Source organism: Nocardiopsis sp. CNR-923, assembly GCF_001942255.1.
Taxonomy (GTDB): Bacteria; Actinomycetota; Actinomycetes; order Streptosporangiales; family Streptosporangiaceae; genus Nocardiopsis.
This window is the reverse complement of the sequence record NZ_MKKC01000142.1, coordinates 1-14,195: the sequence shown is the minus strand read 5'-3', so window position 1 is coordinate 14,195 and position 14,195 is coordinate 1. Positions and strand designations below refer to the sequence as shown.

The window sequence follows — 14,195 nt, the reverse complement described above, 5'->3', positions numbered from 1 at the left end:
GATGCCGAAGCTGGCACGGGGATCGCTCCCGGGCCAGGCTTCGAGGGGTGGGCTACTTGAGCACGACGGAGAGGAACCCCGTCCACTCGCTCTGGGGGAAGGGCAGGTGTCCGGCGTCGGGGTGCTTCGAGTCTCGGATGGCTGCCCCACGCGGGAGGTCGGCGACCTCGACACAGTTCTGCCCAGCCCCGCTGTAGCTGCTCTTACGGAAGTCCAGATCGGTCACGGTTTGCCCTCTAGAGGTGTGATTGCTTCTTCGATGAAGCTTATGCTCTGAGATACTGTCATCGCTGCGTTGTGCGCCTCGCGCCAGATCGCGTCGTATCGACGAACCTCGCTTCTTCTTCCAGGAAGAGGCCAGCTGTAGGGACTTCGGCGAAGCAAACGGTGGGATCTGCCGGGTCGGCGAACTCCATGATCTGAAAGCCGCCGAGGTTCGCTGCGTGCATGCCTGCTGAGAAGGGCAGGATGTGCACTGAGATGTGTTGCCGTGTGGCCATGTGTGCGAGATGTCGCAGTTGCTCCTTCATCACCTCGACCGTGCCTGCTGGTCGTCGTAGAGCGGCTTCGTCGATGATGGCTGCGTACTCCGGAGGGTAGAGGCGTGCCAGGATGCTCTGCCGCTCCATCCGGGCATCTACATGGCGCTGGATCTCGGCATCGGCGTAGGCGTTGGTGCCGGTGAAGACTGCGCGTGTGTACTCAGGGGTCTGAAGCAGACCGGGGATGACCTGTGCTTCGTAGGTTCGGATCAGGACGCCTCAACCTCGAAGGCTGGTAGGCCAGTCGTGCCGAAGAGCTCCTTGTACCGGTACCACCAGCCCTTCTCTTTGGATTCTCGGTAGAGCTGGTGGAACGCTTCGCGCGTTTCTTCGCTGACCTGGTACAGGTCGGCGAGCGCGTCGAGGTCACGTGCACGGGTGCGGCGTGATTCAGCGGTCTCGATCTTGCTGAGCGTAGTCCGGGGGACCCCTGACCTCTTGGAAGCTTCCTCAAGGGTCAACTTGTGTTGTTCTCGCAGGTGGCGTAGCTCGAAGCCGAGCCGCCGGAGGCGGATGGTGGGGCTGTGCGGGCGTTGCATGGGGCCAGCCTAGTCAGAGTCTTCCGGAAATCCCAGTTTTCGATTGACAAGCAGAGATTTCCGGTAGCACTATGGAGGTGTAGTCAGTGACCGATTCATTGCAGAGAGTTCATGCCGGTCAGGCTACGCCTTGCCCGTTCCGCGCATCACGGCATCCGTGAGACTCCTCCAACGGGTTCCCAGCACGACCCCGACTCATGTACAGCCATGCCAAGGAGTGTGTTCGTCATGCCCGTTTCCGCCCCCGATGTCGTCCGGAGCGAGGTCACCGTCCCGCTGACCAGCTTCATCCAGCCCTACCACTCCCACTACTTCTCCGGGCGCACCGACCGCCCCCACTTCCGGCAGCGCGACTACAGCTTCCCCGGCATCCCGGACCTGATGCCGCTGACCCGACTGTTCCTGGACACCTGTGCGGCCGATTGCACCGCTGACTACCGGTACCTCTTCACCCTCCTGGGGTCCGAGCTGGCCAACAACGCCATCCGGCACTCCCGGTCCGGTCTGCCCGGCGGTTTCTACGACCTCCAGGTCCGCCGCTCCGCGCAGGGGATGCACCTGACCTGCCGCGACCGGGGCAGCGTGGCCCCGATCGGGGCCGGTCGGTTCTCCCCGGACCCGGACGGGCTGGACCCGGACGCCGAAGCCGGACGCGGGCTGGCGATGGTCGATGCCCTCGCGACCGCCTGGGGTGACAACGGGCTGCCCGAGGCGCGCAACGTCTGGTTCTTCCTCGCGCGGGACCTGGACGGCACCCCCTGGTCCCGGCTCTGACCCGAACTCTCCGCAGATGAGAGAGGGCTCAGGACGACGCAGCCACGTCCCCTGAGCCCCGCAAACCCTGAATTCCACAGTCGCTTATGTAAGAAAGCAGGATCGATGACGCATCCTATCCCCGCGCCCCGCCGTCCGCTGGACTCCCGTTCGAACAACCCGTACCGGACCCCTGCCGTGCCCGGACCGGCCTGTCCCTCCTGCACCCACCGCACCTGCCGTTCCTGCCGGGCCCAGGCCCTGCCCCGCCTGGGCGGGCACCGCGCCGAGTTCGCCCTCGAACACCACAGGGCCGCGCAGGTCCAGGCCCGGCACCCGCGCCAGATCGTGTGGTTCGGGGAGAGCACGCAGTCGTTCTGGGTGGCCTCCTCCACCGGCCTGTACGAGGCGAGGAACTGGGACGACCTCCTTGCCCACCTGTGGGCACACGCCCGGGTCGGCCACCCCCGCCTCTGACCCGCGCAGGCCGACACCGGGGCTCCGTTCCAGCGCTCCCGCCAACCGCGCCGGCAACGGAGCCCCTGGGACGGGCGTGGTCTTGCTACCGGGGGCGCGGAGCCACCGAAACCCAAGGCGCCGAACTCGCCCCCGGTAGCAAGACCACGCGGGATGGAAGCGTCACCGACCCACGGGCTGGTACCAAGTCCCAACTCCGCTGTTCGCCCGTCACCGGGCTCCTCTAGCCTGTGTGCATGGCCGACCACACGGTGCTGCACGCCCCCACACCCCGCGAAATCCGTGCCGAACTCGAAGACCTCGTCATCCGTGACCTCCACGGCCCCATCGGGGGTGACGAACACGAGGAGTTCCCCACCTCCGAGCGGGTGACCGACCGCTACATCCTCGGCAGGCTCGCCCCCAACGGCGCGGTCATCGAACCCGGTGAGCAGGACACCCTCGCCGAGTCCGGCGTCGAGGACTCCGCGGGGATCGGGGAGGCCGACAGCACCGACCCCGGGGCGGACGTGCCCGCGGCCGCCAGCATGTTCTGCAGCGCCCACGGCTTCACCGTCTGCGTCGAACCCGACACCACCGAGCTGCACGCCCACGCCTCCTGGGCGCACTACGACAAGGTGAAGGCCCCCGAGGCCGCGCCCGCTTCTACCGCCGGTTCCCGCACACCGCCGACGTCACCCTCGGCCTGCCGGAGAAGGACGGCCACCTGGGCCCGATCGAACTCGACCCGGAACAGCCCGGGGTGCTGCTGCGCGGACGGGTCCGCACCTACGAGGGCCGCCGACTGGTCACCGTCTTCCTCGTCAACGCCCAGCAGGGCAAGAGCAAGGAACAGCACCTGTGGCTCTTCCAGGCCGAACTCTCGCTGACCGCCGCCGACGGCGCCGGCCCGGTGTTCGTCCCCCGGCCGGAGAACTTCTCCGGCGGTGACCAGCGGGACCGCGACGAACAGCGCAACCTGGCGATGACCCACCGGTTCCACGCCCAGTTCGCGGTCGGCCACAGCGTCGCGGTGGATGTCCGGACCGCCGCGGACGACCCTATGCGCGCGGTCAGGGTCGCCACCAACGCCACCCCCGGACACGAACTGCGGCACACCGACGTGCCCAGCGCCGACAAGGACGAGGACCTGCCCGAGCTGGCCGACCTCGTGGTCGACATGTCGCTCCTCGGGCAGGAAGGCGAGGACGCCGTCGACCTCCGGTCTTCGCTGGACCCGCTGGTCAACGGCTACCGGGCCTGGATCGAGCGGCAGCGGGAACGCATCGACGCCCCCGAATCCCGGCTGCGGCACGACGGCAGCGACTTCCGGCGCCAGGCCAAAGCCAACATGGACGAGGCCGAACACGCCGCGAACCGGATCGCCGCCGCCATCGACCTGCTCGAATCCGACCCGGCCGCGCTCGCCGCGTTCCGCTTCGCGAACCGGGCCATGCACCGCCAGCGGGTGCAGGGCATCGCCGCCGACGGGGACGGCAAGATCGCCATCGACACCCGGGTGCACGGGGCCGACATTCCGAAGAACCGGAGCTGGCGCCCCTTCCAGCTGGCGTTCCTGCTGCTGAACCTGCCCTCCCTGACCGACCCCGCCCACCCCGAACGCTCCGGGACCGGGCCTGGCGGCAAGCGTGTCGCCGACCTGCTGTGGTTCCCCACCGGTGGCGGCAAGACCGAGGCCTACCTCGGTCTGACCGCCTACACCCTGGCCGTCCGCCGCCTCCAGCACGGGGACGCGGCCCAGGGCGGCAACGCCCCGCGCTCCGACACCGGTGTGGCCGTCCTGATGCGCTACACTCTCCGGCTGCTCACCATTCAGCAGTTCCAGCGGGCCGCCGCGCTCATCTGCGCCTGCGAGGTGGAGCGCCGCCAGGACGAGGACCGCTGGGGCGCGGTGCCGTTCCGGTTGGGCCTGTGGGTCGGTGGCCGAGTCACCCCCAACACCTTCGACGGCGCCCAGGACTGGGTCCGGGAGAAGCGGGCCAACCGGGGCGGCGGCGGTCAGGGCTCCCCGCACCAGCTCACGAGCTGCCCCTGGTGCGGATCGACCATCGAACCCGGCAAGCACATCGAGACCGAGGGCCAGGCCCGGCGCACCCGGATCATCTGCCCCGACCTGGAGTGCCCCTTCGGCGACTACCTCAGCGACGGCGAGGGGCTGCCGGTGCTCGTGGTGGACGAGGAGATCTACCGGCTCGTCCCCTCGCTCGTCATCGCCACCGTGGACAAGTTCGCCCAGCTCACCTGGAAGGGGGAGGCCCAGAGCCTGTTCGGTCGGGCCTCTCGGCACTGCACCCGGCACGGGTACCTGGCCGGCCAGATGCACGACAAGGTGTGCGAGGGCTCCCTCCAGCACAAGGCCGTGTCCAAGGGCGTCAACCTGCCCATCGCCAAGGTCGGTCCCGCGTCCGCCGTCCGGCCGCCCGACCTCATCGTCCAGGACGAGCTGCACCTGATCACCGGCCCGCTCGGCTCTCTGGTGGGGCTGTACGAAACCGCCGTGGACCTGCTCGCCGGCTGGGAGCACACAGCTCCGGGCAGCAAGACCCGCCACAAGGTACGGCCCAAGGTCATCGCCTCCACAGCCACCGTGCGCCGCGCCAAGGAACAGATCGGAATGCTCTTCGCCCGCGGCGAGACCCGGATCTTCCCGCCCCAGGGCCTGGACGCCCCGGACACGTTCTTCTCCCGGCAGCGCCCCGTCCACCCCGGCGACGTCCTCGTGCCAGGGCGGAGCGACGGCCACACCGCCGCCCACACTGCCCACACCGCCGACGGGCGCCGCTACGTGGGGCTGTGCGCCCACGGGGTGCGGATCAAGTCGACCCAGATCCGGGTCTACGTCGCCGTCCTTGCCGCCGCCCAGAAACTGCACCTGAAGTACGGCCACAACGAGATCACCGACCCGTACATGACCCTGGTCGGCTACTTCAACAGCCTGCGCGACCTGGGCGGGATGCGCCGCCTGGTCGACGACGACGTCGCGACCAGGCTCAGCCGCGCCGACCAGCGCGGCCTGGCCCGGCGGCGCGCCCCCTGGGTGGAGGAGCTCACCTCCCGGCGCAACTCCGACGACATCCCCTACATCCTCGACCGCCTCGGGGTCGCCTTCCCCGATGCCGTCGAACAGGCCGCCCTGAACGCCGCTGCCAGCAAGGGCACGGGAAAGGGCAAGCAGGAGGCGAAGGGGCCGCAGCCGCTGGACGTGCTGCTGGCCACCAACATGATCGCCGTGGGCGTGGACGTCTCCCGGTTGGGCGCCATGGTCGTCAACGGCCAGCCCAAGTCCACCGCCGAGTACATCCAGGCCACCAGCCGGGTCGGACGCCGACACCCCGGCATCGTCTTCACCGTCTACAACTGGGCGCGCCCCCGGGACCTGTCGCACTACGAACAGTTCGCCGACTTCCACGCGAACCTGTACCGGCACGTGGAGGCGCTGTCGGTCACCCCCTTCGCGGCCCGGGCCATCGACCGGGGCCTGACCGGGCTGCTCATCGCCATGGTCCGCGGCTACGACCCTCTCCTCAACCCGAACGCCGGGGCCGGCCACTTCGACCGCACCGGGCGCACCGCCGACCACCTGGCGGCCGAGGTCAAACGACGGGCCCGTGACGTCACCGGTGACAAGGCCACGATCCGTGCGATCGAAGAGGAGGTCGACCGCCGGTTCGACCTGTGGAACGACAAACGCGGCCTACAGACCCTGGAGAGCTTCACCCTGGGCTACACCAGGAGCAAGAAGGAGGACGTTGGGCTGATCCGGCACCCCGAGGACGGCCGTTGGGCCACCACCACCTGCCCGACCTCCCTGCGCGAGGTGGAACCGGGGATCCGTCTGGTCCTCGACCCCCAGGACAGCCTGGGCGAGGACAGCCAACATCCTTTCCAGGCCCACAACGGTGCCGGTGACGACCAGAACGGGGCCCTGCGATGAACAACGATCCCATCCGTGTCGGTGAGCTGCGCACCAGCCAGCTCCTGCACACCTTCGGTATCGGCGCTCTCGTCGACCTGCCGAACCTGTCCGTGGTGGTGCGCGGGCTCGACGCCTGGAAGAGCGCCCACGCCGCACCCCTGCAGGAGGACCGGCTCCTGGACGCGGTCCGACGCAAACTCGGACCCCAGGTCAAGGAGCTGCGCAGCCCTCCCTGGGTGCCCTCCACCGCCAACGTCTTCGACGAATGGGCCAAGATCGGGGTGCCCGTGTCCGCCTTCCCCCGTTGGCTGCGCTGCACCAAATGCCACCGGCTGTCCTCCGCGGACTCGGGCGCCTTCGACCTGATCTCCACCCCCTACAGCCCGGACCGGACCCGCTACGTGCACGGCTGCCGGGGTGAGGGCAACAGACGTCCTGCGGCCGTCCCCGCCCGGTTCGTCATGGCCTGCGAAGCCGGGCACCTGGACGACTTCCCCTGGGTGTACTTCGCCCACCGCGGCCAGGTCCCGGAAACGGGGGAACACACCCTCAAACTGGTCGAGCAGGGCACCACGGGCGAGGCCGCCAGCGTCCTGGTGATCTGCGAGGGATGCAACGACGACCCGAACCAGGGCGGCGGCCGTTCGATGGGTGAGGCGTTCGGCCCCGAGAACGCGGTGAACCTGCCCCGCTGCCGCGGCCGTCACCCCCACCTGGCCGCGTTCGAGTCCTGCGACCAGGAACCCCGCACCATGGTGCTGGGCGCCACCAACAGTTGGTTCCCCACCCAGATGCGGGTCTTCAGTCTGCCGCAGGGCGACACCGCGCTCAAGGACGCCGTCGCCGAGCACATGACCACGCTCGGGGCGTTGGCGGTTCTGCCGAAGGAGCAGGTGGAGCACACGATCCGGCAGATGGTCTTCTGGGCCGACCTCGACGAGTTCGGCTTCGACGCGGTATGGGACGAAGTCCAGGCCCAAGCGGCCGACGCGCAGTCGGATGACACGGCGCCGCCGAGCGAGGACGAGGAGGTGGACCTGGCCGGACCCGAATGGGAGGCCTTCACCCAGCCCAAGGACGTGGACCTGCCCGACTTCACCACCAAGCACGTGGGCAGGGTGGCGAAGAACCACCGCGAGCGCCTGGCGGAGGTGGTGCTGGTGCCCCGACTGCGCGTGGTCAGCGCCCTGTACGGCTTCACCCGGGTGGACGCCCCCGAGTTCGACGTGGTCACCACCGACGACAACCGCATCGCCCCGCTGTCCGCCAAAGCCCCGGAGTGGGTGCCCTGCGCCGAGCAGCGGGGCGAGGGGATCTTCCTGCGCTTCGCCGAGGAACCCCTGGCCGCGTGGGAGTCGGCCCCGGCCGTCAAGGAGCGGGAGAAGCAGCTCACCGGCGGCCATGAACGCTGGCGCCAGGCCCGTAATCTGCCGCCCGCGGACTGGCCGGGGATGCGCTACGCGCTGCTGCACTCGCTCGCCCACTGCCTCATCCGCGAACTCTCTCTGGAAGCCGGGTACAGCGCTTCCGGGATCGCCGAGAAGGTGTACGCGCGCGGCGGATCCGACGCCATGGCGGGCATCCTGCTCTACACCGCCGCTCCTGACAGCGAGGGCACCCTCGGCGGGCTCGTCGCCCTCGGCGCCGACCCGGACCGGCTGGGACTGCTCATCGACCACGCCCTGGATGCCGCCCGCCTGTGCAGCTCCGACCCCCTGTGCGCCGAACACGACCCCGACGACCACGCCCGCCTGCACGGGGCCGCCTGCCACGTGTGCCTGTTCGCCTCCGAGACCTCCTGCGAGCGCAACAACCACTACCTGGACCGCACCCTGCTGGTCGACACCATCTCCCAGGACCTGCCCGCCGGGCTCGGGTACTTCCGGTGACCCCGGACCCCGCGAAGGAGACGGAACGTGAACGCTGGGCCCTGGAGTTGGCAAAACTCGCCGGACGGCTGAACCCCACCGTCGCTCGGCGATGGGCCTCTGTCTTGGTGCAGTGCACCGATCCCGGGCAGGTGGAGCATGTGCTGCTCGACGCCCACCCGGTGGCGGGTATGGGCCACCACGCCGCCGACCTGGCCCGGCTCTGGCACCGCCGGCCCCACCTGAGCGGTGAGGCCCTGGGCCTGGCCCTGCTCGGTGCGGCCGCCGCTGTGGAGCGGGCCGACCAACGCCGTTCCAGCGTCGTGGCGACCGGCCCGTCCGGTGGCTCCGCACTGCACAAGAGCGCCGCGCGCACCACTGGCGCCGCACTGGAAGAGGTGATCCATTCGGCGCGCAAGCGGCTGCTGGTGGTGAGCTACGCCCACCACCCCTCGACCCGGATGGTGGAGGAGCTGACCGCGGCGGCCGAACGCGGAGTGGTGGTGGACGTGCTGCTGGAGGAGAGGACCGGGGCGCTGAAGGCGTTCACGACCCCCTTCACACACATGACCGATCAGGTCCGGCTGTGGCGATGGCCCGAGGCGCGCCGTGGTGCCAACGGCAAGGCGTCCATGCACGCCAAGCTGGTGGCCGCTGACACCAGCAAGGCATTGGTGGGTAGCGCCAACCTCACCGGGCACGCCCTGCACCACAACGTCGAAGTGGGTGTCCTGGTCCGCGACCCGTCCCAGGTCAAGCGACTGGTGAGCCACTTCCGTGCGCTCATGGGGCCTGATGGCCCCCTGGAACGCGTCTGACCGATCTTTCTCCGTCTCTCCGGACCGTGGTCCGGCTACTGGTGATCCGCGGCTCGGGTTTTCCGTTGATTTCGGCTTGCAGGTTTCACACCTGCGCGTGCTGAGGACGGGCTGTACGGTCGTGCCGGGATTCTCGGGGCAAGGAACGTGGTTCCTTGACAAGGCCAGATCCGGAATTCTTCTGAACGGTCTTGGACATGCACCCCATGGAGACCGGTCCGGCCCGGATCAGGGAAATGCGGTCCGCGCAGCCCGCGCGGACCGCCCCTGTCCGGAACGAGGTCATCGAACCGGCTCCGGCACCCCCGGTGAGGGAACCCCAGCCCGAACCCGTCCATCCGGAGCTGAAGGAGAAGGAATTCCCTTCCGTTGAACTCCAGGCCCGTCGATGGGCGGCCATGACCGAGGCGTGGTCGTGGCAGGACTTCGCCGCGGTGTTTCAGACCGTGCGCGAGGACATCTCACTTGTCTGGGACGAGGACCACCCCAGCCGCTCCACCCTTCAAGCGGCCACGGGAGCACTGGAAATGCACCTGCTCCAACTCGGCGCCACCCTTGCGCCAGGGTGGGCGGTGCGCCGGTGGAGCCGCCGAGAGTATGGGTAGCAGGCCGATCACAGGACGGGTGAAACCGGTACTCGACCGCGCCACCGGCCCCTGGTAGCCACGCCCGCGCCCCGAGAGGGCGCGGGCGGCGGGGTAGGGCTGTCACAGCCAGCGGGTGAGTTTCTCCCGCGGAGTGTCCGGGCTTACCCACCACAGGCGGGCCTCTCTGTCCCACCGGGCACTGACCTCGCGCTTGGCCACGTCCTTCTCGCCGAAGGGGACCTTGAGGTACAGGCGGTCGCCCACCACCTCGCCGATACCGGGGGCGTCCGCGGGGGCCACTTGCTCGCTCTGGGCCTGACGGACGTGTTGCAGCGGTTGGTCCCGGCGGGCCCGTTCCACGATGTGCCGGACCCGATCGCAGGCATCGGGGTCGGTCAACCTCATCATCAGGTCGGTGGGCCCGTTGCTCGACAACAGGTTCAGGGAACCGTGCCAGAGCACCGTGCCGTCCAGCACCACGACCTTCTCGTGCATCCGCTCGCGGGGGCGTACCTCGCACCCCTGTTCTTGCAGGCGCCGGATCTGCGCCTCGTGCCGTTCGGCGTTCTTGTCCTGGTTGTCACCGATCGGTCGGGTGAACACGGTGACTCGCACCCCTTGGGCAATACGCGGGGCCAGGTGCTTGAGCCAGCGTTCGACGGGGCCCTTGTTGAGGAAGGCGCAGTAGATCTCGATGCTCTCGTTGGCCCGGGCCAGGTCCCACTCCAAGGCCCTGGTCACCTCGTCGGCGGGGAAGAAGGCGGGACGGCGCAGCTCCTCCTCGCTGAGGCCGACGAGATCGCCAGCGCTACGGACGGGAACCAGTTCCTGGGCGGGGATCCGCTGGGCCGACTCCTCCAGGGTGTCGAGCATGATGACGGTCTCGCTGCCCGGACGCAGGTGTTCGCGCAGGTACTCGACGTCAGCGACGACCACGAGGTGGTCCTGGGCCCGGCTCAGTGCCACGTTGAGTAGCCGGGCCGTAGACGAGGACATCCCCGTGCCGCTGTAGAAGAAGCCCGGTGTGTCCCCGGCACCGGCCACGGTGTCCACGATGACCACGGGCCGCTGACTGCCCTGGAACCGGTGCACGGTGTCAGCCAGCCCCTCGTACTCCTGGCCGAACCGGTACTTCAGGCTGCTGCGCAGGTGCTTGACCTGGTCACGATAGGGAGAGATGACCGCCATGCGCTGGTCTGCTGAGACGGGACCGTCGTGCTTGCGTCCGGGCAGGATCCCGTCGTACTGCAGCCCACGCACCAGCTCGTGGATGACGGCCTCGTGTACCGGGTTGGACTTGTGCCGACCCGCGCCGCCGACATGGACACGGCTGTCGGAGGTGTCTACCAGAACCACCGGTCGGTCCACCAGCGGTGAGTGCGGTAGCCGGGACTGGTCCGAGCGCCCGGTGGCCAGGGGAGCGTCACGGTAGGCGACCTGGTTGACCACGGCACAGATGTCGGGGCGCATACGGTACTGCGTGTTCAGGCCGACCAGGCGGGGATCGTCGTTCACCCGACCGGAGGGGGCGACCAGCCCCGCGGCGTGGAAGACGTCTCGGTCCATCCAGTATCGGGAGTGCTCTTGCTCCTCAGGCTGGAGGGCCCGGGACCCCGAGGCCTGGGTGATGGCGGGCAGTTGCCGGAAGTCCCCGGCGACGATGACACGCTTGTCGGCCAACCCGGCCGCACACCACGCGGAGGGAAGGTCGACCATGCCGGCCTCGTCGATGATCACGGTATCCACCTCGTCCATGAGGCGGCGGCTCTGCAAAGCCTTCGACAGGGTCGTGCCCATGACCCGGCACCGTGAACGGACCGCCTCCAGCAGTCCGTCCAGCTCCTTCCGAACTTCGGCGAGCTCCGCCTCGGCCTGGCTGATCAGTGCCTCTACGGCCTCAGCGGAAGGAAGGCCGCGGGTGGCTTCCAGAGCGGAGTCCCGTTCCCGGACACGTTCGGTGATCGTCGCGTTGATGTCCTCCAGGCGCGCGACGGCGTCGTCGATCCGTGACTGGTCCTCCTTGAGGTTGTTGCGCAGGCGGTCCCGCTCCTCAAGCAGGCGGGTCAGCCGCTCGGCCTTGCGTTTGGCGAACGGTCCCGAGGGTGTGCCGATCGCCTTGGCGCTCGCGGCCACCTGGTCGAGTTCCCTTTGGGCACGGGTGGTTCGAGCTCGGTGGCGGGAGATCTCGTTGGTGAGGTCCCCCGCAAGGGAACATCCGCTCCCCAACTCCGCCTCGGCTTGGGTGAGGCGTTCGTATGCGAGGCGCTGGGCCGCGGCGGCCTTGAGGGTCTCCTCCAGTTCCTCGGCCCGGGCGGATAGGTCGACGCCCAGTCGTCCGGCGATCATCTCCAGGTCGATCATCGAACCGAACCGTTCCCGGAGCGAGGTGACCTCGATGTCCCCGGCGCGCTGTACCAGACCGGTGTCGAAGTCGTCCTCACCTTCCAACTGTTCGCAGACCCGCTCCAGCGCCTGGTCGACGGCCACCCGGGTGGGGGCCAGGAACAGGATCCGCTCACCGAGGCGATAGGAGCCCTCGGCGATGAGGGAGACCACCGCGGTCTTGCCGGTACCGGGTGGGCCCCAGATGAAGGTGATGTCGCTGCCCAGGGCCTGTTCCACAGCACGGCGCTGGTGTTCGTTCAGTTTCATGTCCTGGTACCCGCTGATGTATCGGTGCGGGCTGGCCAGCACCCCGACCGAGGGATCACCGTCCCCGAGGATCCAGGCTGCGGTTGCCACGTTCACGGGCCCGGGGCGCTGCTCGCAATCCCGGACCCGGTCAGCGAGGGCGGTCAGAGACCGCGTCTCGTCGTCGCGGAGCTGGACGTTTCCGGGGCGGTCACCGAGGTCGGCCTCCGTGGTGACGAGGATCTTCCCGTCGGGGTGGGCTGTGGCCGCGGCGTGCTGCCAGGGGCGGCGAGACCGGGAAAGGCGTACCAGAAGCCGGTCGGAGTCGAAGGAGTCCTTCCAACGGGTGCAGGAGAACAGGTACTCGTGGGGATGGTCGCTGTCGCCGACTCGAACGCGTTCGCCGTCCTTGAGGGCGACCTTCTCCTTGGAGTTGGCGTCGTCGGCCAACTGGGCCCTGACCTCGTGGGCGAGGGCGGTGAGGAACTGGTCGGCGGGTTCGGGGAGTGTGCTCGGGGAAGTCACTGAGCCCTTTCGGCGTCGTCAGCACTGAGGGAACCGGCGTTCAGGAGTATGCCTCAGCAAGGTGACATTCCGGAGGCGCCTGGTGCGGGGAGTCGACCAAGGTCGCCCCCGCGATGCCTGAGAACAGACAGGATCGCCTCTCGTTCATTGGTGCGACTGGGCAATCCAGGTCAGGACTGACCGTTTGTAGCTTGCGCGCATCAGCAGGGGTGTACTGACCTGAGAAGTTGGGTGCCCGTAACGAGATCGTGGCCTGTGACACACCTTCCGCCCCACCGAGAGCGACGTCACAGGAGCTTGCCCATGGACGCTTCCCCCGGGTCATGTCCCTTGGACCGGACGCCTTCGGCGCAGTCCCTTCCCGTGTGCGACCACAACTCCTGTCGGGCACGCCGCGCCCAGCGCCTGCCCCGCCTGGGCGGCAACAGATCCGAGTTCGCCGTCGAACACGCCCAAGCCGCCACTGTCCAGGCCCGGCACTGCCACCTGATCATCTACTTCGGTGAGGCGGCCCAGTCGTTCTGGACCGTCACTCCCACCGGCTTGGCGGAGGCCCTTTTCTGGACTAAGAGCAGGCGTACTTGCGTTCGATGCTTCAGGGTGAGTGCGCGATCATGTGGACCATGACTTCCATGACTCCATCCGAGCCCGTCGCTGCTGAGAACGGTCGGATCAAGGTGTGGTACCGGTTTGTGCCGCGAGAAGGCTGGCTTCCGCATGACACTGAGGGGTTGTGGGCCACGCGGCTGAGCTGCGATACCGCCCGGGTGGAGAGCGTCCCTTCTTGCAGGACGGGGTGGCCGAGGGCGAGATCGTGCGGTTCGCGACGGACGCCGACGGCCTCCACTGGGCGAAGGAGCGGGTGGAGGCGTCGGGTAACTGCACCATCCGGGTCCTGCCCATTCCCTCCGGCCCGCTGGGGCGAAGCGCTCGGGCTGTGCATGAGCTGCTGTCGCCGTTTGGCCTGGGCGGTGAGGTCTTCAGCGAGGAATTCCCGTTGGTCGCCTTCACCGTGCCCGCCGATGCAGACCTTGACGGACTCAAGGCGTTGCTCGTTCGCGGCCGAGAGGACGGGTGGTGGCACTTCGAGGTTGCCTGTGCCACCGACGCATGGCGCGACGGGGAGTCGCGCAGCCAGTAGCTCCCTCACTGCGCTGCTTTCAGCACGTGGGGCAGTGCGGCGGTCATCGCTCTTCTCCGGGGATGATCGGCATGCCCAAGCCGACCGAGGTCCGGTTGCGCATGCGGTTCCGAGCCAGCCGGTCCAGGGAGGAGAGCTTGTTCCGGGCGGCTTCGAGGCTGGTCTGGAGTCCTTGGACCTCTCCGAGCCAGCCGTTGACGCGGGCCTCCTCGATGCGGTCCCCGAGGTTGCGGATGATCTCTTCCAGACGCCGCCGCTGCCGAGGGTCGACACGGAGCATGGTATTCACGGTGATTCCTCTAAGAGCTCATCTCAAAAGTCCTGCGAGATGACTCCGAGCCTGGCATGATCACGGACTGTGAGTGACGTGTTGCCCGATGGGCTCTGGGAGATCGTCC

Annotated in this window: 12 protein-coding genes; 7 read left to right on the top strand and 5 right to left on the bottom strand. The window is 68.5% G+C overall.

All coding sequences use genetic code 11. From position 1 onward, the window contains the following. Positions 1-52: 52 nt before the first annotated feature. The 3 genes from BJF83_RS24120 to BJF83_RS30725 are packed head-to-tail and all read right to left on the bottom strand — an operon-like array spanning position 53 to position 1,003. A complete protein-coding gene (locus tag BJF83_RS24120; protein WP_262391831.1) occupies positions 53-226 on the bottom strand; it encodes a DUF397 domain-containing protein in 174 nt (57 codons plus the stop codon). Positions 227-284: 58 nt separating this feature from the next. Beyond that, on the bottom strand, positions 285-719 hold the full coding sequence (locus tag BJF83_RS30730; RefSeq protein WP_316042355.1) for a DUF5753 domain-containing protein: 435 nt from the start codon (positions 717-719) through the stop codon (positions 285-287). Between the two features lie 32 nt (positions 720-751). Further along, positions 752-1,003 carry a helix-turn-helix transcriptional regulator gene (locus BJF83_RS30725; RefSeq protein WP_316042348.1) on the bottom strand — a complete coding sequence of 84 codons (252 nt, stop codon included), beginning with the start codon at positions 1,001-1,003 and terminating at the stop codon, positions 752-754. Between the two features lie 306 nt (positions 1,004-1,309). Between BJF83_RS30725 and BJF83_RS24110 the strand changes: the two genes are divergently transcribed. From BJF83_RS24110 to BJF83_RS24085, 6 genes are all read left to right on the top strand, one after another. Further along, positions 1,310-1,855, top strand: coding sequence for an ATP-binding protein (locus tag BJF83_RS24110; RefSeq protein WP_075928196.1), 546 nt, complete (start codon positions 1,310-1,312; stop codon positions 1,853-1,855). Positions 1,856-1,960: 105 nt separating this feature from the next. Next, positions 1,961-2,311 (top strand): hypothetical protein, encoded by a 351-nt coding sequence (locus BJF83_RS24105; RefSeq protein ID WP_075928120.1) that lies wholly within the window; start codon positions 1,961-1,963, stop codon positions 2,309-2,311. A 532-nt stretch (positions 2,312-2,843) separates the two neighbouring features. Then, positions 2,844-6,245 (top strand): DISARM system helicase DrmA, encoded by a 3,402-nt coding sequence (gene drmA / locus BJF83_RS24100; protein ID WP_316042354.1) that lies wholly within the window; start codon positions 2,844-2,846, stop codon positions 6,243-6,245. Continuing rightward, positions 6,242-8,116 (top strand): DUF1998 domain-containing protein, encoded by a 1,875-nt coding sequence (gene drmB / locus BJF83_RS24095; protein ID WP_075928118.1) that lies wholly within the window; start codon positions 6,242-6,244, stop codon positions 8,114-8,116. The genes drmA and drmB overlap by 4 nt, the downstream gene beginning before the upstream one ends. Continuing rightward, complete coding sequence (gene drmC / locus BJF83_RS24090) at positions 8,113-8,913, top strand: DISARM system phospholipase D-like protein DrmC (protein WP_075928117.1); 801 nt, start codon at positions 8,113-8,115, stop codon at positions 8,911-8,913. The genes drmB and drmC overlap by 4 nt, the downstream gene beginning before the upstream one ends. Before the next feature lie 197 nt (positions 8,914-9,110). Beyond that, entirely contained in the window at positions 9,111-9,518 is a 408-nt protein-coding gene (locus tag BJF83_RS24085) for a hypothetical protein (protein WP_143832068.1), read from the top strand. A 102-nt stretch (positions 9,519-9,620) separates the two neighbouring features. Here BJF83_RS24085 and BJF83_RS24080 read toward each other — a convergent pair whose 3' ends face one another. Continuing rightward, positions 9,621-12,656 carry an AAA domain-containing protein gene (locus BJF83_RS24080; protein ID WP_075928115.1) on the bottom strand — a complete coding sequence of 1,012 codons (3,036 nt, stop codon included), beginning with the start codon at positions 12,654-12,656 and terminating at the stop codon, positions 9,621-9,623. A gap of 796 nt (positions 12,657-13,452) precedes the next feature. Here BJF83_RS24080 and BJF83_RS24070 point away from each other — a divergent pair. After that, positions 13,453-13,797, top strand: a complete 345-nt coding sequence (locus BJF83_RS24070) for a DUF4265 domain-containing protein (protein ID WP_262391829.1) — start codon at positions 13,453-13,455, stop codon at positions 13,795-13,797. A 43-nt stretch (positions 13,798-13,840) separates the two neighbouring features. Here BJF83_RS24070 and BJF83_RS24065 read toward each other — a convergent pair whose 3' ends face one another. Next, complete coding sequence (locus BJF83_RS24065; RefSeq protein ID WP_262391828.1) at positions 13,841-14,077, bottom strand: hypothetical protein; 237 nt, start codon at positions 14,075-14,077, stop codon at positions 13,841-13,843. Positions 14,078-14,195 lie beyond the last annotated feature (118 nt).